The organism is Spirillospora sp. NPDC052242, from assembly GCF_040679555.1.
In the GTDB taxonomy this organism is placed as follows: domain Bacteria; phylum Actinomycetota; class Actinomycetes; order Streptosporangiales; family Streptosporangiaceae; genus Spirillospora.
Window position 1 is genome coordinate 88,921 of record NZ_JBFAUZ010000007.1, and the last position, 24,922, is coordinate 113,842.

27 protein-coding genes are annotated in these 24,922 nt (G+C 74.8%); 11 read left to right on the forward strand and 16 right to left on the reverse strand.

What is annotated here, in order from left to right; all coding sequences use genetic code 11:
* Positions 1–11 precede the first annotated feature (11 nt).
* The 3 genes from AB0L25_RS07820 to AB0L25_RS07830 all read right to left on the reverse strand — a co-directional run bounded on the left by AB0L25_RS07820 (position 12) and on the right by AB0L25_RS07830 (position 2,558).
* Positions 12–851, reverse strand: coding sequence for an ABC transporter permease (locus tag AB0L25_RS07820; RefSeq protein WP_500169736.1), 840 nt, complete (start codon positions 849–851; stop codon positions 12–14).
* Positions 848–1,795, reverse strand: coding sequence for an ABC transporter ATP-binding protein (locus AB0L25_RS07825; protein WP_500169738.1), 948 nt, complete (start codon positions 1,793–1,795; stop codon positions 848–850). Before AB0L25_RS07825 ends, AB0L25_RS07820 begins: the two co-directional genes overlap by 4 nt.
* Before the next feature lie 103 nt (positions 1,796–1,898).
* Positions 1,899–2,558 (reverse strand): NAD(P)-dependent oxidoreductase, encoded by a 660-nt coding sequence (locus AB0L25_RS07830; RefSeq protein ID WP_500169740.1) that lies wholly within the window; start codon positions 2,556–2,558, stop codon positions 1,899–1,901.
* Between the two features lie 89 nt (positions 2,559–2,647).
* On the opposite strand from AB0L25_RS07830, the gene AB0L25_RS07835 reads away from it, so the two are divergent.
* Positions 2,648–3,223 carry a TetR/AcrR family transcriptional regulator gene (locus AB0L25_RS07835; RefSeq protein ID WP_500169742.1) on the forward strand — a complete coding sequence of 192 codons (576 nt, stop codon included), beginning with the start codon at positions 2,648–2,650 and terminating at the stop codon, positions 3,221–3,223.
* Between the two features lie 9 nt (positions 3,224–3,232).
* Here AB0L25_RS07835 and AB0L25_RS07840 read toward each other — a convergent pair whose 3' ends face one another.
* Positions 3,233–4,627, reverse strand: coding sequence for an acyl-CoA synthetase (locus AB0L25_RS07840; RefSeq protein WP_500169744.1), 1,395 nt, complete (start codon positions 4,625–4,627; stop codon positions 3,233–3,235).
* A 48-nt stretch (positions 4,628–4,675) separates the two neighbouring features.
* On the opposite strand from AB0L25_RS07840, the gene AB0L25_RS07845 reads away from it, so the two are divergent.
* The 5 genes from AB0L25_RS07845 to AB0L25_RS07865 all read left to right on the forward strand — a co-directional run bounded on the left by AB0L25_RS07845 (position 4,676) and on the right by AB0L25_RS07865 (position 8,662).
* Positions 4,676–5,257: a uridine kinase family protein gene (locus AB0L25_RS07845; RefSeq protein WP_500169746.1), complete on the forward strand. Its 582-nt coding sequence runs from the start codon at positions 4,676–4,678 to the stop codon at positions 5,255–5,257.
* Between the two features lie 44 nt (positions 5,258–5,301).
* Positions 5,302–5,676: an FKBP-type peptidyl-prolyl cis-trans isomerase gene (locus AB0L25_RS07850; protein ID WP_500169748.1), complete on the forward strand. Its 375-nt coding sequence runs from the start codon at positions 5,302–5,304 to the stop codon at positions 5,674–5,676.
* Positions 5,677–5,774: 98 nt separating this feature from the next.
* Positions 5,775–6,692: an ABC transporter ATP-binding protein gene (locus tag AB0L25_RS07855; RefSeq protein WP_500169749.1), complete on the forward strand. Its 918-nt coding sequence runs from the start codon at positions 5,775–5,777 to the stop codon at positions 6,690–6,692.
* Positions 6,671–7,516: a DUF2705 family protein gene (locus AB0L25_RS07860; protein ID WP_500169751.1), complete on the forward strand. Its 846-nt coding sequence runs from the start codon at positions 6,671–6,673 to the stop codon at positions 7,514–7,516. The genes AB0L25_RS07855 and AB0L25_RS07860 overlap by 22 nt, the downstream gene beginning before the upstream one ends.
* 306 nt (positions 7,517–7,822) lie before the next feature.
* Positions 7,823–8,662 (forward strand): polysaccharide deacetylase family protein, encoded by an 840-nt coding sequence (locus AB0L25_RS07865; RefSeq protein WP_500169753.1) that lies wholly within the window; start codon positions 7,823–7,825, stop codon positions 8,660–8,662.
* 121 nt (positions 8,663–8,783) lie between these two features.
* On the opposite strand, the gene AB0L25_RS07870 is transcribed toward AB0L25_RS07865, so the two are convergent.
* Complete coding sequence (locus AB0L25_RS07870) at positions 8,784–10,229, reverse strand: uracil-xanthine permease family protein (protein WP_500169755.1); 1,446 nt, start codon at positions 10,227–10,229, stop codon at positions 8,784–8,786.
* A gap of 139 nt (positions 10,230–10,368) precedes the next feature.
* Positions 10,369–12,111 (reverse strand): PucR family transcriptional regulator, encoded by a 1,743-nt coding sequence (locus AB0L25_RS07875; protein WP_500169757.1) that lies wholly within the window; start codon positions 12,109–12,111, stop codon positions 10,369–10,371.
* 221 nt (positions 12,112–12,332) lie between these two features.
* On the opposite strand from AB0L25_RS07875, the gene AB0L25_RS07880 reads away from it, so the two are divergent.
* The 4 genes from AB0L25_RS07880 (at position 12,333) to AB0L25_RS07895 (ending at position 16,019) form a co-directional block, all read left to right on the forward strand.
* A complete protein-coding gene (locus AB0L25_RS07880) occupies positions 12,333–13,295 on the forward strand; it encodes an oxamate carbamoyltransferase subunit AllH family protein (RefSeq protein WP_500169758.1) in 963 nt (320 codons plus the stop codon).
* Between the two features lie 113 nt (positions 13,296–13,408).
* The gene (locus AB0L25_RS07885) at positions 13,409–14,314 is read left to right on the forward strand and encodes an aldose 1-epimerase family protein (RefSeq protein WP_500169760.1); all 906 of its coding nucleotides are present in this window, start codon (positions 13,409–13,411) and stop codon (positions 14,312–14,314) included.
* Complete coding sequence (locus tag AB0L25_RS07890; RefSeq protein ID WP_500169762.1) at positions 14,311–15,528, forward strand: DUF6986 family protein; 1,218 nt, start codon at positions 14,311–14,313, stop codon at positions 15,526–15,528. The genes AB0L25_RS07885 and AB0L25_RS07890 overlap by 4 nt, the downstream gene beginning before the upstream one ends.
* Before the next feature lie 26 nt (positions 15,529–15,554).
* Entirely contained in the window at positions 15,555–16,019 is a 465-nt protein-coding gene (locus AB0L25_RS07895) for a MarR family winged helix-turn-helix transcriptional regulator (RefSeq protein WP_500169763.1), read from the forward strand.
* On the opposite strand, the gene AB0L25_RS07900 is transcribed toward AB0L25_RS07895, so the two are convergent.
* Genes AB0L25_RS07900 through AB0L25_RS07915 form a run of 4 tightly spaced genes read right to left on the reverse strand, consistent with a single transcriptional unit; the run spans position 15,997 to position 19,698 of the window.
* Positions 15,997–16,584, reverse strand: coding sequence for a nucleotidyltransferase family protein (locus AB0L25_RS07900; RefSeq protein WP_500169765.1), 588 nt, complete (start codon positions 16,582–16,584; stop codon positions 15,997–15,999). The genes AB0L25_RS07895 and AB0L25_RS07900 overlap by 23 nt on opposite strands.
* Positions 16,574–17,704, reverse strand: a complete 1,131-nt coding sequence (locus tag AB0L25_RS07905) for an XdhC family protein (RefSeq protein ID WP_500169767.1) — start codon at positions 17,702–17,704, stop codon at positions 16,574–16,576. The genes AB0L25_RS07900 and AB0L25_RS07905 overlap by 11 nt, the downstream gene beginning before the upstream one ends.
* Complete coding sequence (locus AB0L25_RS07910) at positions 17,697–18,812, reverse strand: vWA domain-containing protein (protein ID WP_500169769.1); 1,116 nt, start codon at positions 18,810–18,812, stop codon at positions 17,697–17,699. The genes AB0L25_RS07905 and AB0L25_RS07910 overlap by 8 nt, the downstream gene beginning before the upstream one ends.
* Position 18,813: 1 nt before the next feature.
* Complete coding sequence (locus AB0L25_RS07915) at positions 18,814–19,698, reverse strand: AAA family ATPase (protein ID WP_500169771.1); 885 nt, start codon at positions 19,696–19,698, stop codon at positions 18,814–18,816.
* A 139-nt stretch (positions 19,699–19,837) separates the two neighbouring features.
* Between AB0L25_RS07915 and AB0L25_RS07920 the strand changes: the two genes are divergently transcribed.
* Entirely contained in the window at positions 19,838–20,482 is a 645-nt protein-coding gene (locus AB0L25_RS07920) for a hypothetical protein (protein ID WP_500169773.1), read from the forward strand.
* Between the two features lie 28 nt (positions 20,483–20,510).
* Here AB0L25_RS07920 and AB0L25_RS07925 read toward each other — a convergent pair whose 3' ends face one another.
* The 6 genes from AB0L25_RS07925 to AB0L25_RS07950 are packed head-to-tail and all read right to left on the reverse strand — an operon-like array spanning position 20,511 to position 24,896.
* On the reverse strand, positions 20,511–20,957 hold the full coding sequence (locus tag AB0L25_RS07925) for a PH domain-containing protein (protein WP_500169775.1): 447 nt from the start codon (positions 20,955–20,957) through the stop codon (positions 20,511–20,513).
* Positions 20,950–21,825 carry an ATP phosphoribosyltransferase gene (hisG, locus tag AB0L25_RS07930; RefSeq protein ID WP_500169777.1) on the reverse strand — a complete coding sequence of 292 codons (876 nt, stop codon included), beginning with the start codon at positions 21,823–21,825 and terminating at the stop codon, positions 20,950–20,952. The genes AB0L25_RS07925 and hisG overlap by 8 nt, the downstream gene beginning before the upstream one ends.
* A gap of 44 nt (positions 21,826–21,869) precedes the next feature.
* Complete coding sequence (gene ribH, locus AB0L25_RS07935; protein ID WP_500169779.1) at positions 21,870–22,382, reverse strand: 6,7-dimethyl-8-ribityllumazine synthase; 513 nt, start codon at positions 22,380–22,382, stop codon at positions 21,870–21,872.
* On the reverse strand, positions 22,379–23,656 hold the full coding sequence (locus tag AB0L25_RS07940) for a bifunctional 3,4-dihydroxy-2-butanone-4-phosphate synthase/GTP cyclohydrolase II (protein WP_500169781.1): 1,278 nt from the start codon (positions 23,654–23,656) through the stop codon (positions 22,379–22,381). The genes ribH and AB0L25_RS07940 overlap by 4 nt, the downstream gene beginning before the upstream one ends.
* Positions 23,653–24,306: a nicotinamide riboside transporter PnuC gene (pnuC, locus tag AB0L25_RS07945; RefSeq protein ID WP_500169783.1), complete on the reverse strand. Its 654-nt coding sequence runs from the start codon at positions 24,304–24,306 to the stop codon at positions 23,653–23,655. Before pnuC ends, AB0L25_RS07940 begins: the two co-directional genes overlap by 4 nt.
* On the reverse strand, positions 24,303–24,896 hold the full coding sequence (locus AB0L25_RS07950; protein ID WP_500169785.1) for a riboflavin synthase: 594 nt from the start codon (positions 24,894–24,896) through the stop codon (positions 24,303–24,305). The genes pnuC and AB0L25_RS07950 overlap by 4 nt, the downstream gene beginning before the upstream one ends.
* Positions 24,897–24,922: the final 26 nt, after the last annotated feature.

Genomic DNA, 24,922 nt, shown 5'->3' on the forward strand with positions numbered 1-24,922 from the left:
TATCCGGCCGCTCACCCGCGGCGCGGTTCCCAGCGGAACCAGCGCTTGGCGGCCTCGGCGCCGAGCGCGCCCCAGACGACGAGGGCGGCGAAGGACTGCAGGCACGCGGCCCAGCCCTCGCCGAAGCCGAGCGCGGCGTGCCCGGAGGATCCCGCGAAGTCCTGCCCGAAGTAGGCGGTCCGGGTGATCTCGACGACCGGGGTCAGCGGCAGCCAGCGGCACGCGGCGGCCAGGGCGTCGGGGAGGGCGTCCAGCGGGAACATCACGCCGCCGCCCGCCATGCAGGCGAACATGATCGGCAGGACGGTGAGCTGGGCGAGTTCGGCGTTCGGGGTGAGCCCGGAGACCGCGAACGCCAGCAGGGCGAACACGACGACGCCGCCGGCGAGGCCGGCGAGCAGCAGCAGCGGGTCCGCGGGGAACCGGCCGCCGAAGGCCGTGCCGAGCACGGCGAGCAGCAGCACGGCCTGCACCGCGTACGCCGCGGTCGCGGTGAGGAGGCTGCCGCCGCGGATCTCGGCGTCCGACAGCACGGTGCCGCGCAGCCGCTTGAGGGTGAGGTCCTCGCGGCGGGCGGTGAACACGTTCACCAGGTTCATGAAGATCGCGAAGATGAGGAAGAACGCGAGGTGGCCGGTGCCCTGCAGCAGCGCGCCGTCCACGCCGTCGATGTCCTGGCCGCGCATCGGGATCAGCATCACGATGAACAGCACGGGCAGCCCGAAGACGGTGAACAGGGCGGTGCGGTTGCGGTAGAGCAGGACGGCGTCGAACCGCGCGACGCGCGCGAGGGACCGGGGCGACACGGCGGGCACGGCGACCCGGGGCCTGCGGGGGGCGGTGAGGGTCATCGGGAGGCTCCTTCGGGGGTCGCTGCGGCGGTGGCGGTGCGGAGGAAGACGTCCTCGAGGGACGCGCTGCGCGCCTGCAGGCCGTCGAGCGCGACGCCGCCCGCGTCCGCCCAGCGCAGCAGCTCGTACAGCCCGGCCTGCATGCCGTCGCCGCGCACGGTGTACGTGGCGGTGGCGCGGCCGCCGTCCACGGCGATCTCCGCGGCGGCGCCGCCGAGCAGGGGCAGCTCGCGGACCTGCAGCCGCTCGGGCATCTGGAAGCTGATGCGGTCGCCGTGGCCGGCGACGACCTCGGCGACGGTGCCGGTCTGCTCGATCACGCCCCGGTGCATGATCGCCAGCCGGTCGGCGAGCTGCTCGGCCTCCTCCAGGTAGTGCGTGGTCAGCAGCACCGTGGTGCCGTCCCGCACCAGGTCCCGGACGATCCGCCAGGTGGCGTGCCGGGCCTCGGGGTCCATGCCGGTGGTGGGCTCGTCCAGGAACAGGACGCGGGGACGGGCGAGGAGCGCGAGCGCGAGGTCGAGGCGGCGCTTCTGCCCGCCGGACAGCTGCCGGACCTTCACGCCCGCCCGGTCCTCCAGCCCGACGAGCGCGAGCACCTCGGCGGCGGGCCGCGCGCGGGGCGTGAACCCGCGCCAGTGGGCGGTGGTCTCGGCGACCGTGAGGTCGTTGAAGAACCCGCCCTCCTGCAGCATGATCCCGATCTGCGGGCGGACGGCGCGGCGCTCGCGGTGCGGGTCGCGGCCGAGGACCCGGACGGTGCCCGCGTGCGCCGGGCGGAACCCCTCGAGGGTCTCCATGGTGGTGGTCTTGCCGGCCCCGTTGGTGCCGAGGAGCGCGAACAGCTCCCCCTCCCCGACCTCGAAGGAGACGCCGGCGACGGCCTCGTGGTCGCCGTACCGCTGGCGCAGCCCGTCGACGTGGATCACCTTGTTCGGTTGCATGCCCCCAGCGTCGCCGGGGCGCCGTGCCGCCGGTAGAAGCGGCTGTCACCGCTTCGCCCGGCGGTTGTCAGCCGATCGTCGTGACGGTTGTCATCCGCCCTGCTCAGCCGGCGACGCTGACGACGTGCCCGATCGCGGACGGGTCGGCGGCGTGGTCGATCAGCGCGAGGGCGAGGTCGGCGCGGGCGAGGGTGAAGCCGCCGCGGACGTTGCGGTCCACCGCGGCGCGGTAGCGGCCCTTGCCGTCGCCGTCGGTGAGCCGCGGCGGGCGGACGATCGTCCAGTCGAGGCCGGAGGCGCGGACGACGTCCTCGGCGCGGCCCATGTCGGCGAAGGCGTGCTTGAGCATCGGCTTCAGCACCAGCGGCTTGACGACGTACCGGGTGAGCGGGTCGTCGCCGGGCCCGTTGGCGAACCCGGACGCGCTGACCATGACGAACCGCCGCTCCCCGGCGGCCGCCATCGCGGCGGTGATGCTGCGCGCGCTGTCCTCGCAGACGGTGGTGGGGGCGCGGCCCTCGCGGGTGCCGATGGCGCTGATGACGGCGTCGCTGCCCTTCACCGCGCCCTCGATGGCTCCGGGGTCCATGACGTCGGCGCGGACGATCTCGAGGGCCGCGCCGACGCCGGTGCGGTCGCGCAGGTCGGCGGGCAGCCGGGCGGGGTCGCGCACGACCGCGGTGACCCGGTGGCCGCCGATGAGGGCCCGGCGGACGACCTGCAGCCCGGTGCCGCCGGTCGCCCCGAAGATCGTGAGTCGCATGGTTCCTCCTGGTGAACCTGGGTGAGTGAATCTTTACTCACTCCTAGATTGGGTTAGCATTCACTCACCTGTCAAGCGGAGGGAGCCGGATGAGCGCACGGGAGCGGATCCTGGACGCGGCGGCCGACGTGATGCGCGAGCGCGGCGTCGCCCGCGCCACCACCAAGGAGATCGCCCGGGCCGCCGGGTACTCCGAGGCGCTGCTCTACAAGCACTTCCGCGACAAGGACGAGCTGATGATGCTGGTCCTCAAGGAGCGCATGCCCGCGTTCTCCGTCACGGGCGTGCCCGGCCGCGACACCGTCGAGTCGAACCTCGTGGCCGTGGTGCACAACGGGCTGCGCTTCTACCGGCGCGCGTTCCCGATGATGGCGTCCATGGTCGCGCAGCCGCCACTGATGGCCGCGACCCGCGAGTCGCTGCGCAAATACGGGGCGGGCCCGCACGTGCCGGTCCGCGAGCTCGCCGAGTACCTCGACGCCGAACGCGACCTCGGCCGGGTCGCGGCGGACGCCGACACCGCCGCGGCCGCCGCGCTGCTGATCGGCGCCTGCTTCCAGCAGGGCTTCCTGCGCTACTTCGCCGAGGGCGCCGCGACGCCCGACCCGCCCGAGTCGTACGCCCGCGACCTCGTGCGCCCCCTGCTGCCGTCCCTGCTCCCCTGACCTCGCCGGTCAGAGCTCGCCGAGCCGGGTCTTCACCACCTTGCCCATCGCGTTGCGCGGGAGCCCGTCCACCAGGTGGACGGCGCGGGGCCGCTTGTGGGCCGAGAGCCGCCCGGCGACGAAGTCGATCAGCCCGCGCTCGTCCACGCCGTCCGCGACGACGTAGGCGGTGACCTGCTCGCCCAGGTCGGCGTGCGGGGTGCCGACGACGGCCGCCTCCCGCACCGCCGGGTGCGCCAGCAGCGCGTTCTCGACCTCGCCCGCGCCGATCCGGTAGCCGCCGCTCTTGATCAGGTCGGTGGAGGCGCGGCCGACGATGCGGTGCCGCCCGTCCGGGGCGATGACGGCGATGTCGCCCGTGCGGAACCAGCCGTCCGCGGTGAACGACGCGGCGGTCGCCTCCGGGCGGTTGAGGTACCCCTTGAACAGCAGCGGGGCGCGGACGTGCAGCTCGCCGGGCGTCTCGCCGTCGGACGGGACGGGCGCGCCGTCCTCGGCCCGCAGCCGGGTCTCGACGCCCGGCAGCGGCGTGCCCACGTACCCCGGGTGCCGTTCGCCGTCGGCGCGCGCGCTGACGGTGATGAGCGTCTCGGTCATGCCGTACCGCTCGACCGGACGGTGCCCGGTGAGGCCCTCGAGCCGCTCGAAGACGGGCACCGGCAGCGGCGCGCTCCCGGACACGAGCAGCCGCGCGCCGCGCAGCGCCTCCGCCGCCGCCGCGTCCGCGGCCGTCCGCGACCAGACCGTCGGGACGCCGAAGAACAGGCTGCCGCCGTCGTCCGCCGCGGCGGCCGCGTACGCCTCGGGCCTCGGCCGTCCGGTGTGGACGAGCGGCGACCCGACGCGCAGGGCGCCGAGGACGCCCAGGACCAGGCCGTGCACGTGGAACAGCGGCAGCCCGTGCACGAGGACGTCGTCGGGGGTCCACGCCCACGCGCCGGCGAGCGCGTCGAGGCCGGCGGCGATCGCGCCGCGGGAGATCAGCACGCCCTTCGGCGCGCCCGTCGTCCCGCTGGTGTAGAGGATCAGGGCGGTCGCGTCCGGCGCGTGCCCGCCGGGTCCCGGGTCGCCCGGCGGGAGATCGTCGACCGGTACCAGCGGCGGCTCCCCGTCGAGGGTCGCGGTGCCGCGCGCGCCGAGCAGCAGCGCGGCGCCGGAGTCGCCGAGGATATGGGCCCGCTCGTCCGGTCCCGAGTCGGGCGGCACCGGCACCACCGGGACGCCCGCGAGGAGCCCGCCGACCACGGCCACGACCGTCTCCAGGGACGCGGTGGCGTGCACGGCGACCGCGTCCGCCCCGCCGATCCGGGCGGCGACGGCCGACGCCCGGCGCTGCAGCTCGTCCCGCGCCAGCTCCCGTCCCGCCACCCGCACCGGGCCGCCCGCTTCCCCGAGCAGATCCATCCCCGCCCCCTTCCGGTCGTCGGATGAGCACCTGGAAGTATGCCGTCCATGCCGGAGACCGCGACCACCTACCCGGCGCTCGCCGCGCGCCTGCTGGCGCTGCCGCCGTCCTGCGGGCCGGTGCGGCTCGTCGCGGTCGACGGGCCGAGCGGCGCGGGCAAGTCGACGTTCGCGGGACGGCTCGCCGGGGTGCTGGCGGGCGCCCCGGTCGTCCGGTCCGACGACTTCCGGGTGCCGTGGGACGCCGACCCGCTGACCTGGTGGGAGCCGTTCGAGCGGACGGTGCTGGCGCCGCTGCGGGAGGGCCGCCCGGCCGTCCTGCGCCGGTTCCACTGGCACCGCGAGGCGTACGGGCCGCCCGAGGAGATCCCGCCCGCGCCCGTCCTGCTGGCCGAGGGGGTCGGCGCGGCGTGGGCCGGGTCGCCCGCCGCGTACCGGGTGTGGATCGAGGCGCCCCGCGCGCTGCGCCGCGCCCGCGTCCTCGACCGGGACGGGCCCGCGTTCGCCGACGCATGGGACGGCTGGTCCGTGCGCGAGGCCGCCCACTTCGCCGCGGACGGCACCCGGCACCGGGCCGACCTGCGGCTCGACGGCACCGACCTCGCCCACCGGCTCCGCGCCCGCCGGTAGGCTGATCCCTTTCATCCGACGGACGACAAGGCTGGAGCCCGTTCATGGCGCTGGAACGCCCCGAGATCGACTTCCCCGAGGGTCAGCCGCCCTCGATGCTCGACATCACCGACATCACCGTGGGCGACGGCCCCGAGGCCGTTAAGGGCTCGCGCGTGTCGATGCACTACGTCGGGGTGTCGTGGTCCACCGGCGAGGAGTTCGACGCGTCCTGGAACCGCGGCTCCACGCTGGACTTCGAGCTCGGCGCCGGCCGCATGATCAAGGGCTGGGACATGGGCATCCCCGGCATGAAGGTCGGCGGCCGCCGCAAGCTCGTCATCCCGCCGCACCTCGCCTACGGCGACCGCAGCCCGAGCCCGGCCATCAAGCCGGGCGAGACGCTGATCTTCGTGGTCGACCTCGTGGCGGTCGGCTGACCCCGCGGGGACCAAAGGCGGGCAATCCGGGGGTGAAATCCGCCCCGGGTGCCCGCCGTCGCCGTTTCCGGGGCCGGACGGTTCGGTATCAGCCGGGAGTGATCGAGGCGCGGGGGCTGACGAAGCGGTACGGGGCCACCACCGCCGTCGACCACGCCTCGTTCACCGTCGCGCCCGGCCGCGTCACCGGGTTCCTCGGGCCGAACGGCGCGGGCAAGTCGACGACGATGCGGATGATCCTCGGGCTCGACCGCCCCACGGCCGGGGACGTCACCGTGAACGGCGTCCACTACCGCTCCCTCGGCGCGCCGCTGCGCGAGGTCGGGGCGCTGCTGGACGCCACGGCGGTGCACGGCGGCCGCAACGCCTACAACCACCTGCGCTGCCTCGCGCAGAGCAACGGCATCCCGCGGCGGCGCGTGGACGAGGTCCTGGAGCTGGTCGGGCTGCGGGACGTCGCGCGGCGGCCCGTCCGGGGGTTCTCGCTCGGGATGGGGCAGCGGCTCGGCATCGCGGGCGCGCTGCTCGGCGACCCGGGCGTGCTGATGTTCGACGAGCCCGCGAACGGCCTCGACCCGGAGGGCATCCGCTGGATCCGGACGCTGATGCGGCGGCTCGCGCGGGAGGGCCGTACGGTGTTCGTGTCGAGCCACCTGATGTCGGAGATGGCGCTCACCGCCGACCACCTCGTGGTGATCGGCCGCGGCCGGATCCTCGCCGACACCGGGATGCGGGAGTTCATCGACCAGAACGCCGCCGGGCACGTCCGCGTCCGGTCGCCGCAGCTCGGCGAGCTCGCGCGGCTGCTGGCGTCCGGCGGGCGGCGGATCCAGGACGGACCGGACGGGTCGCTGCTGGTGCACGGCGCGACGGCGGCGGAGGTCGGCGACCTCGCCGCCGACCACGCGCTGCGGGTGCACGAGCTCGCGCTGGTCCGGCCGTCGCTGGAGGAGGCGTTCATGCGGCTGACCGGCGACGCCGTCGAGTACCACGCGTGGACGGGGACGCCGACGTGACGGCCGCGCCCGCGCCCCCGGCCGCCGCGCCCGCCCGGAACGTCCGCCGGGTGCGCTTCGGGCACGTCCTGGCCGCGGAGTGGACGAAGATCCGCACGGTGAAGTCGACGTTCTGGACGCTGCTCGCGGGGGCCGTCGTCCTCATCGGCTTCTCGGCGCTGTGGGCGCTGGCGTTCAGCACGACCTACGACCAGATGACCGACACCGAGCGGGCCACGTTCACGCCGATGACGCCGATCCAGGTCGCGTTCTACTTCGCGATGGTGGTGTTCGGCGCGCTCGGCGTGCTGGTGATCACGGCCGAGTACTCCACCGGGATGATCCGCACCGCGCTGACCTCCGTGCCCCGCCGCGCCCACTACCTCGCGGCCAAGACCCTCGTGCTCGCCCTGGTCGTGCTCGTCGTCGGCGTCGCGGTGACGTTCGCGTCGTTCTTCGTCGCGCAGCCCATCCTCGCCGCGAAGGACCTGGACGGCTCGATCGGCGACCCCGGCGTCCTGCGGGCGGTCGCCGGCGGCGGCCTCTGGCTCGCGCTGATCGCGATCATGGCGCTCGCCCTCGGCACGCTGCTGCGGCACACGGCGGGGTCGGTCGTGCTGGTGTTCGTGCTCCTGTTCGTCCTCGGCATCGCGGGCGGCTTCCTGCCGGGATCGTGGGGCGAGAACGTCAACAAGTACCTGCCGTCCAACGCGGGGAACGCGATCCTCTCCCCCGCGCACCAGCCGGACCAGCTCGCCCCCTGGGCCGGCCTCGGCGTGTTCGCGATCTACACGGCGGTCCTCCTCGCCGCCGCCCTCGTCCTCTTCGAACGCCGCGACGCCTGACCCGCCCACCGGTCGGCGAACGCCCGCCACGGCGGCCTGACATGCGCGGCCGGTCTCACACTCCCGCGCGGGGCTTCTGCGGGCCCCCGGCGGCCGGAGCGGAGCGGAGGCCGACGGTCGCCTTTCCTCGGGGTGACAGTCGAATACACGCCGAAGATCGGGCAATTACGGCGCCGCGCGTCCGGGCATGATCAGATATGTCCCGTCGGTACGCGCCGCGCGCCGCCCCGGACGACGGGGGGCAGGGCCGCGCGGGCGCGCCGGCGGACCCCCGGAGCCTGCTCGACTGAACGGAGAACGCGGCCGATGCGTGGGAAGACGCCCGTGATCGCGATGGTCGCCGCCGGAGTGCTCGGCGTGACGGCGGGCGGCTGGCCCGTGGTGCGCGCGCAGGCCGGCGAGTCCGGGCCGTCGACCCGGACGCAGCTCGCCGCGGCGCTCGCCGACCGGACCTTCCCGGCGCCGGAGCCCGGCTCGTGGACGCCGCCGAAGCCCGCGCCGGACGGCCTGCCCCCGGTGATCAACAGCATCGACACGCAGGACCGCGTCGTGTTCCTGACGATCGACGACGGCTACGTCTACGACGCCGAGTTCGTGAACCTCGTCCGGAAGGAGAAGGTTCCGATCATGACGTTCCTGACGTCCCGCTACATCGACGGGCACGGCCAGTACTTCTGGGCGCTGAAGCGGGCGGGGTCGCCGATGGAGAACCACACGGTCGGGCACCCCGACATGGCGACGCTCGGGCCGGACGCGCAGAAGAAGGAGATCTGCGAGGCGTCCGACGCGATCGCGAAGCAGTACGGGCGGCGCCCGACGCTGTTCCGGCCCCCGTTCGGCAGCTACAACGAGACCACCCGGCGGGTGTCGAAGGACTGCGGCGTGAAGGCGCTCGTCCTGTGGTCCGCCGAATACTACAACGGGACGTCCGGGCCGGGCGTGGGGTACAACGGGTTCGCGCGGGGGGACGGCGGCGCCGGGTTCAAGCCCGGCGACATCATCCTCATGCACTTCCGCGAGGGGCTCGCGGGCCAGCTCAAGGCGTTCCTCGACAAGATCAGGAAGGCCGGGTTCCGGCCCGCGGCGCTGGAGAACTACCTGCCGCGGTCGCTCGGCGGCAACGCGCCCGACCAGGGCGGAGCCTGATTCCCGACGTATCCGGAGGATTCCCGGTTACGGGCCGCGGGCCGCGCGGCGCGTTCTATCGTCGTCCCGCCGGCGGGGTTGAGTCCCCCGCTCCCCGAGCAGCCCCGCCGGCACGGACCCGCTACTCCCCGCCGGGACGGCGCCGCACCGGGCCGCCGATCTCGGTCTCGTCCGGCGCGATCACCCCGCCGCCCGCGCCGTCCGGCCGCCGGACGGCGTTCAGCGCGTGGTACCCGACGAGGACGGCGATGGTGCCGAGCGCGATGCCCTGCAGGGGGAAGTCGTCGGTGACGTTCAGCGTCACGTTCCCGATCGCGAGGATGAGCGCGGCCGCGACCGGGACGAGGTTCACCGGGTCGCCGAAGTCGACGCGGTTCTCGACCCAGATCTTCGCGCCGAGCAGGCCGATCATGCCGTAGAGGACGACCGTGATGCCGCCGAGCACGCCGCCGGGGGTGGCGGCGACCAGCGCGCCGAACTTGGGGCAGAGCCCGAACAGGATCGCCACGAGCGCCGCGACGTAGTACGCGGCGGTGGAGTAGATGCGGGTGGCGGCCATGACGCCGATGTTCTCGGCGTAGGTGGTGGTGGGCGCGCCGCCGACCGCGGACGCGAGCGTGGTGCCGACGCCGTCGGCGGCGAGGGCGCGGCCGAGCATCGGGTTCAGGTCGTCGCCGGTCATCGCCGACACCGCCTTGACGTGCCCGGTGTTCTCCGCGATCAGCGCGATGACCGGCGGCAGCGCGAGCAGGATCGCGGACGTCTTGAAGTCGGGCCCGTGCAGTTGCGGGAGCCCGAACCAGTCGGCGGACGACACGGCGCCGAAGTCGACGCGGTCGTGCGCGAACGGGGTGGCGATGCAGTACGGGCCCTCGGACGTGCACGGGCGGCCCGCGGCGTCCAGCAGGTTCTGTCCCGGCAGCACGGAGGTGACGGGCCCGGCGAGGACGTCCAGCAGCCAGGAGAGGGCGAACCCGAACACGAGCGCGAGCAGGATCGCGATCCGCGACCAGAAGCCGCGCAGCAGCACCGTGCACAGCACGGCGAAGCACAGCGTGGCGAGGGCGACCCACTGGTCCTGCGGCCAGTAGGTGTCGGCGACGACCGGCGCGAGGTTGAAGCCGATCAGCATGACGACCGCGCCGGTGACGGCGGGCGGGAAGATCCGGTGGATGAGGTCGCCGCCCAGCAGGTGGACGATCACGCCGACGAGCAGCAGCACGGCGCCGGTGACGAGGATCGCGCCGGTCACGGTCGCGCTGTCGCCGCCGCCCGCCCGGATCGCCGCGGCCACGCCGACGAACGAGGCGCTGCTGCCCAGGTAGCTCGGGACCTTGCCCTTGACGATCAGCAGGAACAGGATCGTCGCGAACCCCGACATCATGATCGCGAGGTTCGGGTCGAGGCCCATCAGCACGGGGAACACGAAGGTCGCCCCGAACATCGCCACCACGTGCTGGGCGCCGATCCCGGCGGTGCGCGGCCACGACAGCCGCTCGTCCGGACGGACGATCTCGCCCGGCGGGGGCGTCCGCCCGTCGCCGTGCAGCTTCCAGCCGATCTTCATCGGGTCCCTCCCGGTCCTGCGTCGCCGCGCCGTGCGGCACGGTAGATCTACCAGGTGGGAGGGCGTGCGAGCGGACCGGGGCCGTCCGGGGGGCGCGTCGGCGCGGCCCCCGGACAACCGCCGGGCGCTGTCGTTACCCTCAGATACCGCGCATGCGCAGAACGTGAAGGGCGAGGGTGAGGTTGAGCCGGAGATGGGCGTCCTCGGTGAACGCGCCGAGCATCCGTTCCAGCTTGCCGATGCGGTAGCGCAGCGTGTTGTAGTGGAAGTGGAGCCGGCGGGCCGTCTCGGCGACGTTGAGGTTGGTCTCCAGCAGCACCTGGAGGGTGCGGCGCAGGTCCACCAGTTCGGGCTCGGCGTCGGACGCCAGGTCGCCGAGGGTCTCGCGGACGAACGCGTGGAGCTCCTCCGGGTCCGACACCAGGCTCAGCAGCCGGTACACGCCGAGCTGGTCGAAGTGCGCGCGCGCCCCGGGGCCGTGGAGCTGCCGCCCCACCCGGACGGCCTTGACGGCCTGCTCGTACGCCTCGGGCAGCGCGGCCGGGGACCGCACCGTGCGGCTGACGCCGGAGGAGAACGTCCGCCGCACCGACATGTGCTCGGCGAACACCGCCGCCGCCTCCTTGATCATCGTCTGCACCGGCGCGGTCGGCAGCTCGGCGGAGCCGTCGCCGTCCCCGCCGACGATCGCGACGACCTCGTGGGCGAAGCTCACCACCGCCGCGCCGCGGTCGTGCCGCCGCGCGGCGGCCGTCCAGGCCGCGGCGAGCCGCTCCTGCGCGGACCGCTCGTCGGCGCCGCGCCCGCCGCGCGCCCCGCCGTCCGGTTCCGCGCCCGCTCCCCCGCCGCTCCCGCCGCGGGCGCGCCCGTCCAGTTCGGCGACCACGACCATCATGGGACGGTCGAGGTCCCAGCCGAAGCCGTCGCAGTGCGCGATGATCCGGTCGTCGTCGCCCGCGCGGCCCGCGAGGACGTCGCGCAGGAAGTCGGCCCGGTACTTGCTCTCCACCGCCGCGACCGCCTGCTGCTTGGTCACCACGAGCGCGGTGACGGTCGCGGCGCGTTCGAGGATGCCGAGGTCGGTGCCGCGCAGCGCGCCGCCGGGGCTGAACGCGACGATCCGGCCGTGGTCGAAGCCGCCCGCCATCACGGGCACGACCAGGTGGTCGGCGGTGCCGTGCGCGCCGGTGATGCCGCAGCCGCCGCGCCCGCAGGCGGCGTGCCGGCCCGCGTCGAACGCCCGCATCGCGGCGACGTCCTCGTCCGGCCCGGCGCCCGCGAGGACGCGCTGCTCGCCGTCCAGCACGACCACCGCCACGTCCAGCAGCGACGCGACCTCGTCGACCACCTCCTGCAGCCCGCCGCCGCACAGCACGATCTGGACGAGCGCGCGGTGCACCTCCTCGGTGCGGGCGAGCACGGCCGCCTGCCGGTTCAGGATGTCGGTCAGCACCTGGTTGAGGATGTCGTCGAAGCCGACGTCGGGGGGCAGCAGGATCAGCGGGAAGCCGCGCCGGTCGGCCTGCTCGACCATCTCCGGCGGGGGCGCGTCCAGGTAGCGGCCGAGCTTGATCGCGAGGGCCGCGAGGCCGCGCTCGTCCAGGTCGGCGATCAGGTTGTCGAAGGACTCGGGGGTGTGGCGCAGCGGGTATCCGGTGGTGAGGAGCAGTTCGTTCGGTTTGACCCACGACAGGACGTCGGGGACCTCCATCACGTTGAGTCGCTGGACGACGCGGTCGAGGCCGGCCCGGCCGGCGATGAGGCGGGCGCCGTTCAGGGTGCTGACGCCGAGGACCTCGCCGACCGACAGGCCGTAGGTCAGGGTTCCGGTGCTGGCGAGCCGCAGGGCCGGTGGGCCCGGGTCCGCGCTGATGTAACTCATGCCAGGGGTCACCTCGCCTTTTGGTGCGTACATCGCCTGTTACGGCGTGATCGCTACCGGTACCTGATCAACACTGACAACAAAGGCGAACAATGACAAGAAGCCTTGGCACCTTTGTCCATACGGCCCGCGCGGGCGGCGATCTACGGTCGCGGCAGAGTCCGGGCCGCCCCGTCGACGAGGACGCGGGCGGCGCCCGTCAACCGGCCTCGGGAGGTTCCGTGACCCCGCTCGTCCGCGATCCCGCATCGCCGCCCGTGCCCGCGCCGCTCCCCGCGCCGCCCGGCACCCGCCCGCCGGCCGCGCGCCAGCCCCGCTCGGGCGCCGCGAGCCTGGCGCTGCGGCCGCTGCTGGACGGCCCGCGCCGGCCCGCCCGCGTCATCGCCGTGTTCCCGGCGGCCGTGTACGCGGAGGTGCGCGGCGGGCCGGAGCCGCGGGTGCTGGCCGTGGTCGCCTCCGACGCCGCCCGCATGCCGAACGCCGTGGTCGTCCCGGCGGCGCGCCGCGACCACCCGTTCCGCGCGGTGCGCGAGGGCGCCGACGCGGTCGTCGGGGACGGGCGGGTCGAGACCGGCGGGTTCGCGGTGCGGGTGCGCCGCGAGTGGGACCCCGCGCCCGTCCTCGGACCGCTCCATCCCGCCGCGCTCGCCCGGGGCCTGCGGGCCGTGGAGGCCGCGTGCGAGCACGCCGGGATGACCGGCGGCGGGCTGGCCGGCCACCCCGACCCCGGCCTGCTCGCCGCCCGCTGCGCCGCCGGGGACCTCGCGGGCGCCGTGGAGGCCGCCGAGCGGATCGTCGGGCTCGGCCCCGGCCTCACCCCGAGCGGGGACGACGTCCTGTGCGGCCTGCTCGTGGCGCTGCGGCACGCGGGCGGCGCCGTCCGTCCCGGCGGGCGCGCGGTGTGGCTGGCGGACTGGCTGGGCGCGGCCGTCACCGCGGACGCCGGCACCCGCACCACCGCGCTCGCCGCGACGCTGCTGCACTGCGCGGCGGCGGGCGCCGCGGGCGCGGAGGTCGGCGCGGTGCTGCGCTGCGCCGCCGGGGCGGAGCCGCCGGGCCCGGCGGTGCGGCGGCTGCTGGCCGTCGGGCACACCTCCGGCACCGACCTGGCGCACGGGCTGCTCGCCGGCTGCCGCGCCGCGATCGCGCTGACCGGCCCCCGCTGGATGAGCCGCGCCGGATGACCCGTGCCGGATGACCCGTGCCGGATGACCCGTGCCGGATGACCCGTGCCGGATGAGAGGTGGCCGGACGAGCCGTGCCGTGTGGCGGTCGTGCGCTCGGGTAACGTCCGAGTATGACCGAAATGATCACCGGGGCGCAGTACGCGCTCGCCGCCGGGCCGTACCGGGCCGTCGTCACCGAGTCGGGCGCGGGCCTGCGGGAGCTGACCCGCGACGGACGGCCGCTCGTGCTGACCCACGGCGCGGACGAACCGGCCCCGGCGGCGTTCGGAAGCCTGCTGATCCCGTGGCCGAACCGCGTCGACCGGGGCCGCTACGAGTACGGCGGGAAGGCGTACCGGCTGGATCTGTCCGAGCCGGAGAACGACTGCGCGATCCACGGGCTCGTCCGGTGGTCGTCCTGGACGGCCGCCGAGCACGAGCCGCACCGGGTGCGGCTGACGCACCGGCTGCTCGGCTCCGCCGGGTACCCGTTCCGCCTCGACCTCGAGGCCGAGTACGCGCTCGACGCGGACACGGGCCTGACCGTCCGGATGAGCGCGCACAACCCGGGGAGCGTCACCGCCCCGTACGGGCACGGCGCCCACCCGTACCTCACGGTCGGCGAGCCGCTCGACCGCTGCACCGCGACGCTCGACGCGGCCCGGTACGTCCCGGTGGACGACCGGATGATCCCGTCCGGGCCCGTGCAGGACGTCGTGGGCACCCGCTGGGACCTGCGCGACGGCCCCGTCCTCGGCGACCGGAAGATCGACCACGCGTACACGGACCTGGGCCGGGACGACGCGGGCCGCTGCTGGGCGACGCTCAGCGGCGGCGGCCGGTCGGTGCGGCTGTGGTCCGACGAGACGCACCCCTGGATGCAGATCTACACCGCCGACGAGGCGCCGGAGCCGCGCGCCGGGCTGGGCGTCGAGCCGATGACCTGCCCGCCGAACGCGCTCGCCTCCGGCGAGGGGCTGATCGATCTCGCGCCCGGCGCCACATTCCGCGGATCTTGGGGGATCATGGCGGGGTGAATCTCAGCGTTGCCTCGCTCGACGACCTGTCCGCCCGCATCGCCGCCGTCCGCGACGCGCACCGCGAGCGCCTGCCCGGCGGCGCCGACGGCCGCCGGCCGGTGCACACGGTGTACGTCCCGGCGGACCGGTTCGCCGCCTCGACGCCCGCCGACTTCGGCGCGGAGGCGCTGCGGCTGCTCAACACCCACACCCCGGGCGACGGGTCGTTCGGGGCCGCGTTCGGCCTCGACCCGGAGCTGGCCGGGCCGGTCCGGGAGCGGGTCGCGGCCAAGCTGGCCGCCGAGCCGGTCGAGGACGTCCGGATCGACTTCGAGGACGGCTACGGCGTCCGTCCCGACGCCGAGGAGGACGCGCACGTCGGGCAGGTCGTCGAGGCCGTGGCCGCCGCGTACGAGGTGAAGGGGCTCCCGCACTACTGGGGGCTGCGGGTCAAGTCGTTCGCCGACGGCGGCCACGAGCGGGCGATGCGGACGCTGGACGGCTTCCTCACCGCGCTGCGGGACCGGCTCGGCCGGCTGCCCGGCGGGTTCACGATCACGTTCCCGAAGGTGATCTCCGCCGAGCACGTCGCGCTGTTCACCGAGTACCTGGACCTGCTGGAGACGTCCCTCGGGCTGCCCGCGGGCATCCTGCGGTTCGAGATCCAGGTGGAGACCCCCGAGTCGGTCTTCGACGCGGACGGGCGGGTCGCGGCGCCCGCGATCGTGCGGGCGGCCGGGGGGCGGCTGACCGGCGCGCACTTCGGCGTGTTCGACTACACCGCCGCCGTCGGCCTCCCGCCGGAGGAGCAGCGGCTCGACCACCCGGCCTGCGACTTCGCGCGGCACGTCATGCAGGTCGGGTTCGCCGGGACCGGGGTGCGGCTGTCGGACGGCTCCACCAACGTCGTCCCGCGCGACGACGGCCCCGACGAGGTCAACGCCGCGTGGGCGGCGCACGCCGCGCACGTCCGGCACTCGCTGCGGCACGGGTTCCACCAGGGCTGGGACCTGCACCCGGCGCACCTGCCCAGCCGTTACGCCGTCGTGTACGGCTACCACCTGACGGGCGTGGACGACGTCATCGCGCGGGTCCGGGCGTGGCGGGAACGGTCCGGCGGCGAGGGCGGCGTGCTGGACGAGCCGGCGACGATCAGCGCGCTCACCGACCGGCTGCGCCGCGCCGTGGACTGCGGCGCGCTCGACGAGTCCGCCGTCCCGCCCCTCTCCTAGCCCGCCGCATGGACCGCTCCGCAAGCATGGGCGAGACCGAGGACGACGGCGTGGACGCGGGCGTCCGCACGATGCTGCTGCTCATGCCGCGCCTGGTCGGGACCGCCAAGCGCATCAAGCCGCCGCCCGAACTCGCCGGCTTCGACCTGGCGCCGCGGCACCTGTCGCTGCTGGCCTACCTGCTGTTCGACGGGCCGCTGGGCGTCAACGAGCTCGCGAAACGGCTGGAGGTGGCGCCCGCGACGGTCAGCCTCATGGTCGGCGACCTCGGCAGGCAGGGCATCGTGGAGCGCCGCGCGGACCCCGCCGACCGGCGCCGCGCCATCGTCGCCGTCACCGCCGAGCACCTCCCGGCGATCAACGAGTGGCTGGGGCGCAGCGCGGGCGCCTGGCGTACCGCCCTGGAACCCCTCTCCCCCGCGGAGCGCCGGATGTTCATCGACACCCTGCTGACCTACGAGCGCGCGCTCACCGAGGCCCGCGACGGGTGAAGGCGTCCAGGTCGGCGGGGGTGTCGATGTCGTCGGGCACCGCGACGCCGTCGCACGGCACGGGCGTCACGAGGTCCGGCCGGGAACGCAGGAAGGCCCGCGCGCCCCGGTCGCCCACCGCCGACCCGGCGGCCGCCGCGACGTGCTCGTCCGCCAGCAGGACGGGGTTGCGCGGCGCGCCGCCGTAGGTCGCCACCGCGATCCGCGCGCCGTCCCGGTACGCGGCGATCAGTCGCCGGACCGCCTCGGCCGTCACCCCCGGCTGGTCGACGAGCGCGACGACCACCGCCGGGCAGCCGGGCGGCAGCGCGGCGAGCCCCGCGCGCAGCGACGACCCCATGCCCTCCCGCCAGTCCGCGTTCGGCACCACGACCGCGCCGACGACCTCCACGGGAGCGGCCCCCGACACCACGAGCACCGGCGCGCAGCCCGCCTCCCGCAGCGTCCGCACGCCCCGGTCGACGAGCCGCTCGCCGTCCAGCTCCAGCAGCGCCTTCGGACGGCCGAACCGGCGGCCCGCCCCCGCCGCGAGCAGCAGCCCGGCCGGGGACGCCTCACCCCTCATCGGCCGCCTCCGCACCGTGGATGCGCCCCTCGGTCTCGGTCAGCGGGCGCCCCGACCCGCCCCACCGGAGCTGCACCAGCTCAGCCGCGATCGACACCGCCGTCTCCTCCGGCGTCCGCGCGCCGAGGTCCAGCCCGATCGGCGACCGCAGCCGGGCCAGCTCGTCCTCGCCGAGGCCCGCCTCCCGGAGCCGCGCCAGCCGGTCGTCGTGGGTGCGGCGCGACCCCATCGCGCCCACGTATCCGGCCTCCGTGCGCAGCGCGATCTCCAGCAGCGGCACGTCGAACTTCGGGTCGTGCGTCAGCACGCAGATCGCCGTCCGCTCGTCCACGGCCTCCTCGGCGAGGTACCGGTGCGGCCACCGGACGATCACCTCGTCGGCGTCCGGGAACCGCTTCGGCGTCGCGAACACCGGACGCGCGTCGCACACCGTCACCCGGTACCCGAGGAACCGGCCGATCCGCGCGACGGCCGCCGCGAAGTCGATCGCGCCGAACACCAGCAGCCGGGGCGGCGGCGCGAACGCGTGCACGAACACCTCCAGCTCGTCCAGCCGCCGCTCCCCCTCCCGCCCGTACCGCCGCACCCCCGTGACGCCCTGCGCGAGCATCCCCCGCGCGTCGTCGTCGACCGCCGCGTCCAGCCGCGCCGCGTGCGCCGCGCCGGGCGCGAGCGTCCCGGACGCGCGGTCCGGCCACACCACCCGCCGCGCGCCGATCCGGCCGGGCCCCCCGACGACCGTCGCGACCGCGACCGGGTCCCCCTTCTCGACGGCCGCGGCCACGTCGCCGAACTCGGGGAACGTCTCCGGGCCGACGGGCTCCACCAGCACGTCCAGGATCCCGCCGCACGTCAGCCCGACCGCGAACGCGTCGTCGTCGCTGACCCCGTACCGCCGCACCACCGCCTCGCCGGACGCCAGCACCTCGCGCGCCACCTCGTACACCGCGCCCTCGACGCACCCGCCGGACACGCTGCCGGCCGCCTCCCCGTCCGCCGACACCGCCATCGCGGCCCCCGGCGGCCGCGGCGCGCTCCGGAACGTCCGCACCACGGTCGCCAGCCCGAACGTCTCCCCGGCGGCGTACCAGCCGCCGACGTCCCCGAGCACGTCACGCATGATGGATCGTCCTCTCGGCGCCCGCGACGAGGCGGGCCAGGTGTTCCAGGGCGGCGAGGCTGTGGCCGGACGTGAAGTCGTCGACGTGCGGGAGCGCCGCGGCCATCCCGGCGGTGAGGGGCTCGTACCCGGGCCGGGCCCGGTGCGGGTTCGCCCAGATCACCCGGTGCGCGAGCCGGTGCAGGCGGGCCATCTGCTCGCCGAGCAGGGCCGCGTCGCCGCGCTCCCAGCCGTCGGACGCGATGACGACGATCGCGCCGCGGGCCATGCCGGGGCGCCCGAAGCGGTCGAGGAACTCGCGCAGCTCCTCGCCGAGGCGGGTGCCGCCGCTCCAGTCGGGGATCGCCGCGGACGCCTTCGCCAGCGCGGCGTCCGGGTCGCGGGCGGCCAGCTCCCGGGTGACGCGGGTGAGGCGGGTTCCGGCGGTGAACGCCTCGGCCGTCCGGCCGCCGGACCTGACGGCGGCGTGCGCGAACCGCAGCAGCGCGTCCGCGTACGGGGCCATCGAGCCGCTGACGTCGACGATCAGCACGAGGCGGCGGGGCCGGAGGCGGTGCGCGCGGTGGCGCGGCAGGGCCGTCTCGCCACCGCGCCGGAGCGTCTCGCGGACGGTCCGGTGCGGGTCCAGCCGACCGGCGGACGCGGGGGCGAACCGGCGCGAGCGGCGGGGCTCGGCGCCCGCGTCCAGCAGCGCGATCAGGCGGGCGACCTCGGCGCGTTCGGCGGGCCCGAGCCGCGCGACGTCCCGTTCCCGCAGTACCTCGGCGGGGCTCGCGGTGACGGCGCGCGCGTCGCCGGTGCCGTCGCCGCCGCCCGCCTCCGGCACCGGCACCGGCGAGGGGCGCACGACGACCGGTGGCCGTCGCGGCGGGCGCGGCGTCTCCCCGGAGAAGTACGCGGCGAACGCGCGGTCGTAGCGGGGCAGGTCGTCCGGGCCCGCGCACAGCGTGAGGCGTCCCGCCCAGTACACGTCGGACGGGTCGAGGACGTCGAGGTGCCGCAGCGCCGCGACCATCGCCTGCACGCGTTCGGGGTCGGCGGCGCCGCCCGCCGCGCGGAGCGTCCGGGCGAACCCGGCGAGCGTCCCGGTCACGTCCGTGCCCGCCATGTCAGCCCCCGGCCAGCAGCGCGCCGCCGCGCTCCTGGTCCTCGCGGTACTTCAGGACGGCGCCGAGCGTCACCGCCGCCGCGTCCGGGTCGAGCTCGCGGGCGCCGAGGACCAGCAGCGCCTCGGTCCAGTCGATGGTCTCGGCGACGCCCGGCGGCTTCAGCAGCCCGCCGCCGCGCAGCCGCCGCGCGGCGTCCGCGACCTGCCCCGCCAGGTGCGCGGTCGCGTCCGGCAGCCGCCGCCGGATGATCGCGACCTCCCGCTCGAACGACGGGTGCTCGAGCCAGTGGTAGAGGCAGCGGCGCTTCAGCGCGTCGTGCACCTCGCGGGTGCGGTTGGACGTGACGACCACGACGGGCGGACGCTCGGCGCGGATCGTCCCGAGTTCGGGCACGGTGATCGTGAAGTCGCTGAGGATCTCGAGGAGGAACGCCTCGAACTCGTCGTCCGCGCGGTCCAGTTCGTCCACCAGCAGGACGCTCGGGGTCGTCTCCAGGGCCCGGAGCAGCGGACGGGCCAGCAGGAACCGGCGGTCGTACAGTTCGCCCTCCAGCCGGGCGGCGTCGGCCGTGCCCGCGGCCTCGGCGGCCCGCAGGTGCAGGATCTGGCGCGGGAAGTCCCAGTCGTACAGCGCCTGCGACGCGTCGAGCCCCTCGTAGCACTGCAGCCGGATCAGCGGCGCGCGCAGCGCCCGCGCGAGCGTCTTGGCCAGTTCGGTCTTGCCGACTCCGGCCTCGCCCTCCAGGAACAGCGGCCGTCCCATCCGCAGCGCGAGGAAGCACGCCGTGGCGAGGCCCTCGTCGCAGAGGTAGTCGTGCCGGTCCAGCAGGCCCGCCAGCTCCGCCGGCGAGGCGACCGCCCCGCCCGGCACCGTGTCCGCCACCACATCGCCAGGCTATACACCGAGATCGCGATCGCCCATAGGGCGCGGGCGGTTTCCCGACTGTCACCTCCGCGCCGGTGGACATCCCGCGCCCCGCGTCGGACGCTGACCGCGACGGACGGCGCACGGAGAGGGACGGGGCATGCGCGACGGTTCGCTCGCCGCGCTCGTGGCGCTCGGCGCGTTCCACGGGCTGAATCCGGCGATGGGCTGGCTGTTCGCGGTGACGCGCGGCCTGCAGGAGCGCAGCCGTCCGCTCGTCGTGCAGGCGCTGCCGGCGATCGCCGCGGGGCACGCGGCGTCCATCGGCGCCGTCGCGGTCGCCGTCGCGCTGATCGGCACGGTCGTCCCCGCCCGGGCCCTCGCCGCGGGCGGCGGGCTGGTGCTGATCGGGTTCGGGGCGTGGCTGCTGCTCGGGCGCCGCGCGGCGCACCGCGCCCCCGCCCCGGTGGGCCTGTGGCAGCTCGCGGGCTGGTCGTTCGTGATGTCGTCCGCGCACGGCGCGGGGCTGATGCTGGTGCCGCTGCTCGCCCCGTCGGCGGCGCCCGTCGCCGCGGGCCACCACCATCACGGGCTCGCGGACGCGTCCGGCAGCGCGCTGTCGGCGGGGATCTTCGTGACGGCCGTGCACACGCTCGCGATGCTCGCCGTCGCGGGCGTCGTCGCCGTGCTCGTCTACGAACTCGTCGGCGCGGCGATCCTCAAGCGCACGTGGTGGGACCTCGACCGCCTCTGGGCGGCCGCCCTGCTGATCGCGGGCGCCTTCACCCTCGCCACGGCCGCGTGACGCCGCTCCCCCGCGGCCGGGCCGCGGGTCAGTCCGGGTCGGGGGCTTCGGCGCGGGCCTTGAGGAGCGCGGCCAGCTCGGCCACCTGGCGGCCGGCGAGCTTCTTCTCGGCGCCGTTGATGCCCATCACGCCGAGCGCGGTGCCGTCGGACAGGTCGAGGCGCGGCCAGGGGTCGCCGACGGTCATCGTGACGTCGAGGACCTCGGGCCACTCGAGGCGGCGGGTGCGGAACGCGTTGACGACCGTGAGGCCCGTCTCGTCCGCCGTGACGCGGCAGCGGGCCAGCATGTGCAGGATCCAGGCGAGGCCGAGGCCGAACAGGACCATCAGGACACGGTCGACGACGGTGAACTGGGGCGCCACGAACACGGCGAGCACGATCATGGCCAGGGTGATCGCGCCCGCCGTGGCGTAGGCGACGAGCCGGGTGGTGCGGGGACGCCACTCGGTCGGCAGGGCCGGGGTCTCAGTCAACGATCTTGGAGATGGGGATCTCGAGGATGTCGTGGGCGCCCGCGGCCTTCAGCGCCGGGATCAGCGTGTTGACGCCGCGCTTGGCGACGACCGACTCGACCGCGTTGGACTCGCCCCCCGCGAGGGACGTGACCGTGGGCGACGACATCGACGGCATGATGTCGAGGACGGCCTGCAGGTCGGACTGCGCGACGTTCAGCTTGAGCAGGACGTTGCCCCGCGCGCGGATCGCGCCCTGCAGGAGCAGCGCGACGTCCTCCATCGCGGCGCGCTTCTCGGCGTCCTCGTACGCCTCGCGGTTGGCGACCAGCTCGGTGTAGCTGGTGAGGAGCGTGTCGAGGATCCGCAGGCCGTTCTTGCGCAGCGACGAGCCGGTCTCGGTGAGGTCGACGATCGCGTCGACGATGTCGGGGACCTTCGCCTCGGTCGCGCCGTAGGACGGGACGACCCGGGCCTTCACGCCGTGCTTCTCGAGGAAGCGCTCGGTCATCGCGGGGAACTCGGTGGAGATCCGGACGCCCTCGGGCAGCTCGGACACGCTCCGCCACGGCGCGTCCTCGGGCACCGCCATGATCACCCGGACCGGGTTGGAGGTGGCCTTGGAGTACTTCAGCTCGCCGAGGCTGACGACGTCGGAGTCGGTCTCGGTGATCCAGTCGCGGCCGGTGATGCCGAGGTCGAACAGGCCCTGTTCGAGGTAGGTCGGGATCTCCTGCGGCCGCAGCACGCGGACGCGGTCGATGCGCGGGTCGTCGATGGAGGCGCGGTAGTCGCGGTCCGAGGTGCGCCGGACGGTGAGGTCGGCGGCGTCGAACAGCTGCATGGTCGCCTTCTCCAGCGACCCCTTGGGCAGGACGAGTGACAGCACGGAAGTTGCCTTTCGATGGGATGCGTACGGGTTTCCGGGGACGTTCAGGAGCCCGAATGCTCCAGGCCGTACCCGGCGTGACCGTGATGCCGCAGACCTCGCAGGGTCAGTGCCGTGTCGAGTGCGGCCACAGTCGCCTCCCATCCCTTGTCCTCGCGGCTGCCGGGCAGCCCGCTGCGCTGCATTGCCTGCTCAATGTTGTCACATGTGAGGACCCCGTTGCCCACCGGAGTCGACTCGTCGAGCGCGACGCGTGTCACACCGGCGGTCACCGAGTCGCACACGTAGTCGAAATGGGCCGTCTCGCCCCGGATGACCGCGCCGAGGACGACGACGGCGTCCAGGTCGCGGGCGAGCTGCTGCGCCACGACGGGCAGTTCCAGGGCGCCGGCGACGCGGACGACCACGGGCTGGTCGATCCCGCACGCCTTCGCGGCCGCGAGGGACCGCTCCAGCAGCGGGTCGGTGATCGGCTCGTGCCAGCGGGTGCAGACGACGCCGAGCGTGAGCCCGGCCGCGTCGACGACGGTGTCCTCGGGGCGTCCCGCGCCGCTCATGAGAGTCCCTCGATGTCGTGTCCGAGACGGTCGCGCTTGACCGTCAGGTAGCGCCGGTTGTCCTCGGTGACCACCACCGGCATGGCCTCGCGGCCCAGCACGTCCAGGCCGAAGCCGTGCAGGCCGCGCAGCTTCGCCGGGTTGTTGGTGAGCACCCGTATCGAGCGTACGCCCAGGTCGCGCAGCATGTGCGCGGCGTTGGAGTACTCGCGCGCGTCGGCGGGCAGGCCGAGCTCCAGGTTGGCGTCGACGGTGTCGGAGCCGGTGTCCTGGAGGGCGTAGGCGCGCAGCTTGGCCAGCAGGCCGATGCCGCGGCCCTCGTGGCCCCGCAGGTACAGCACGACGCCGCGGCCCTCCTGCGCGATGCGCTCCATCGCGGCGTCGAGCTGGGTGCCGCAGTCGCACCGCTCGGAGTGCAGGACGTCCCCGGTGAGGCACTCGGAGTGCGCGCGGACCAGCACGTCGGCGCCGTCCCCGAGGTCGCCGAGGACGAGCGCGACGTGCTCGCCGCCGTCGACGGCGCTGGAGAACCCGACGGCGCGCCACGTCCCGTACCGGTTGGGCAGCCGGGTCTCCACGACGCGGGTGACGAGCGCCTCGGTGCGGCGCCGGTACTCGACGAGCTGCTCGATGGAGATCAGCTTGAGGCCGTGCTCCTTGGCGAACACCTGCAGTTCGGGGAGGCGCGCCATGGTGCCGTCCTCGTTGACGACCTCGGCGAGGACGCCCGCCGGGGCGAGGCCCGCCATCCGGGCGAGGTCGACGGCGGCCTCGGTGTGGCCGCGCCGCCGCAGCACGCCGCCCTCGCGGTAGCGCAGCGGGAAGATGTGCCCGGGACGGACGAGGTCGCGCGGCTCGGACGCCGAGTCGCACAGCGTCCGGATGGTCTTCGCACGGTCGGCGGCGGAGATGCCGGTGGTGACGCCGTCGCGGGCGTCGACGCTGACGGTGTAGGCGGTGCGCATCCGCTCGGTGTTCTGCGCGGTCATCAGCGGGATCTGCAGCCGGTCGAGGTCGGCGCCCTCCATCGGGACGCAGATGACCCCGCTGGTGTAGCGGATCGTGAACGTCAGCAGCTCCGGCGTCGCCTTGGCGGCGGCGAAGATGATGTCGCCCTCGTTCTCGCGGTCCTCGTCGTCGACTACCACGACGGGGCGCCCCGCCGCGATGTCGGCGACCGCCGCCGCGATGTCGTCGAAGATGCCGTTCCCGTTGTCGATGGGCCCGTTCTCGCCGATGGTCCCGTTGCCGGTCGTGCCGTCGTTGCCGCTCATGCGGTCACCGCCTTGTCCTTGGGGGTTGTGCGCGGGGCCCGGACCTCCCGGGACTCGCGGAGCCAGTTCCGGAGCCCGGCCATCACCATCACGAAGAAGATCCCGTAGACGGCGCCGGAGACGTACAGCCCGGACTGGAGGGCCAGCGGGACGCCGACGAGGTCGACCAGTACCCACACGACCCAGAAGTCGACCAGTGCGCGGCTCTGCGCGAACGTCGCGACCGCGCTGCCGACGAAGATGTACGCGTTCGCCCACGGCGACCAGGCGATCTCCAGCCAGGCCAGGTGGGTGAACAGCTGCGCGACGACCGCGGTGCCGAGCACCAGCACCGCGACCAGCACGATCCGCTCGCGGGCCGTGGCCTGCCGGACGACGAGTCCCTCGCCGTCGCGCCGCCCGCGCGTCCAGCGGTGCCACCCGTACAGGGCGAGGCCGCAGAACAGCACCTGCTTGAGCGCGTTGCCGGGGACGTCGGCGTGCAGGGACGCCGCGAGGAGCAGGAGGGCGCCGGTGAGCTGCACCGGCCACGTCCAGATCGTCTTGCGCATGGCGAGCCACACGACGGCGAGGGAGAGCGCGTTGCCGAGGAGATCGGTCCACAGGACGTGCTCGCCGAAGACGGTGAAGCTCGCGTCGAGCCAGCTCATGCGCGGTCGCCCAGCATGCGCTCGACGTACTTGGCGACGACGTCGACCTCGAGGTTCACCGGGTCGCCGGGCTGCTTGTGGCCGAGCGTGGTGAGCGCGAGGGTCGTCGGGATCAGCGCGACGCTGAACCGGTCGGCGCCGGCCTCGACGACGGTGAGGCTGATGCCGTCCACCGTGATGGAGCCCTTGTCGACGAGGTAGCGGCTCAGGTCGGCCGGCAGGGACACCGTGACGACGTCCCAGCGCTCCCCCGGTTCCCGGGAGACGATCGCGCCGACGCCGTCCACGTGGCCCTGGACGAGGTGCCCGCCGAGCCGGTCGGACAGCCGGACGGGACGTTCCAGGTTCACCTTCGAGCCCGGTTCGAGCGCGCCGAGGCTCGATTTGTCGAGGGTCTCCTTGATGACGTCGGCGGTGAAGACGCCGTCCCGGACGTCCACCACCGTGAGGCAGACGCCGTTGACGGCGATCGACGCGCCGTGGACGGCGTCCTGGGTGACGAGCGGGCCGCGGATCGCGAGCGCGACCGAGTCCCCCTGGGGCTCGATCGACGCGATCTCGCCGAGCTCCTCGACGATGCCGGTGAACACTCCCGGGCCTCCTACTCCAAAGGCTC

Coding starts and splice junctions, on each gene's coding strand:
- AB0L25_RS07905 (WP_500169767.1), bottom strand. CDS start 17,704: ATGCGTGACGTGCTCGGGGACGTCGGCGGCTGGTACGCCGCCGGGGAG.
- AB0L25_RS07885 (WP_500169760.1), top strand. CDS start 13,409: ATGACCGAAATGATCACCGGGGCGCAGTACGCGCTCGCCGCCGGGCCG.
- AB0L25_RS07895 (WP_500169763.1), top strand. CDS start 15,555: ATGGGCGAGACCGAGGACGACGGCGTGGACGCGGGCGTCCGCACGATG.
- AB0L25_RS07840 (WP_500169744.1), bottom strand. CDS start 4,627: ATGGATCTGCTCGGGGAAGCGGGCGGCCCGGTGCGGGTGGCGGGACGG.
- pnuC (WP_500169783.1), bottom strand. CDS start 24,306: ATGAGCTGGCTCGACGCGAGCTTCACCGTCTTCGGCGAGCACGTCCTG.
- AB0L25_RS07910 (WP_500169769.1), bottom strand. CDS start 18,812: ATGGCGGGCACGGACGTGACCGGGACGCTCGCCGGGTTCGCCCGGACG.
- AB0L25_RS07835 (WP_500169742.1), top strand. CDS start 2,648: ATGAGCGCACGGGAGCGGATCCTGGACGCGGCGGCCGACGTGATGCGC.
- AB0L25_RS07940 (WP_500169781.1), bottom strand. CDS start 23,656: ATGAGCGGCAACGACGGCACGACCGGCAACGGGACCATCGGCGAGAAC.
- ribH (WP_500169779.1), bottom strand. CDS start 22,382: ATGAGCGGCGCGGGACGCCCCGAGGACACCGTCGTCGACGCGGCCGGG.
- AB0L25_RS07870 (WP_500169755.1), bottom strand. CDS start 10,229: ATGAAGATCGGCTGGAAGCTGCACGGCGACGGGCGGACGCCCCCGCCG.
- AB0L25_RS07820 (WP_500169736.1), bottom strand. CDS start 851: ATGACCCTCACCGCCCCCCGCAGGCCCCGGGTCGCCGTGCCCGCCGTG.
- AB0L25_RS07875 (WP_500169757.1), bottom strand. CDS start 12,111: ATGAGTTACATCAGCGCGGACCCGGGCCCACCGGCCCTGCGGCTCGCC.
- AB0L25_RS07845 (WP_500169746.1), top strand. CDS start 4,676: ATGCCGGAGACCGCGACCACCTACCCGGCGCTCGCCGCGCGCCTGCTG.
- AB0L25_RS07850 (WP_500169748.1), top strand. CDS start 5,302: ATGGCGCTGGAACGCCCCGAGATCGACTTCCCCGAGGGTCAGCCGCCC.
- AB0L25_RS07865 (WP_500169753.1), top strand. CDS start 7,823: ATGCGTGGGAAGACGCCCGTGATCGCGATGGTCGCCGCCGGAGTGCTC.
- AB0L25_RS07900 (WP_500169765.1), bottom strand. CDS start 16,584: ATGAGGGGTGAGGCGTCCCCGGCCGGGCTGCTGCTCGCGGCGGGGGCG.
- AB0L25_RS07920 (WP_500169773.1), top strand. CDS start 19,838: ATGCGCGACGGTTCGCTCGCCGCGCTCGTGGCGCTCGGCGCGTTCCAC.
- AB0L25_RS07830 (WP_500169740.1), bottom strand. CDS start 2,558: ATGCGACTCACGATCTTCGGGGCGACCGGCGGCACCGGGCTGCAGGTC.
- AB0L25_RS07825 (WP_500169738.1), bottom strand. CDS start 1,795: ATGCAACCGAACAAGGTGATCCACGTCGACGGGCTGCGCCAGCGGTAC.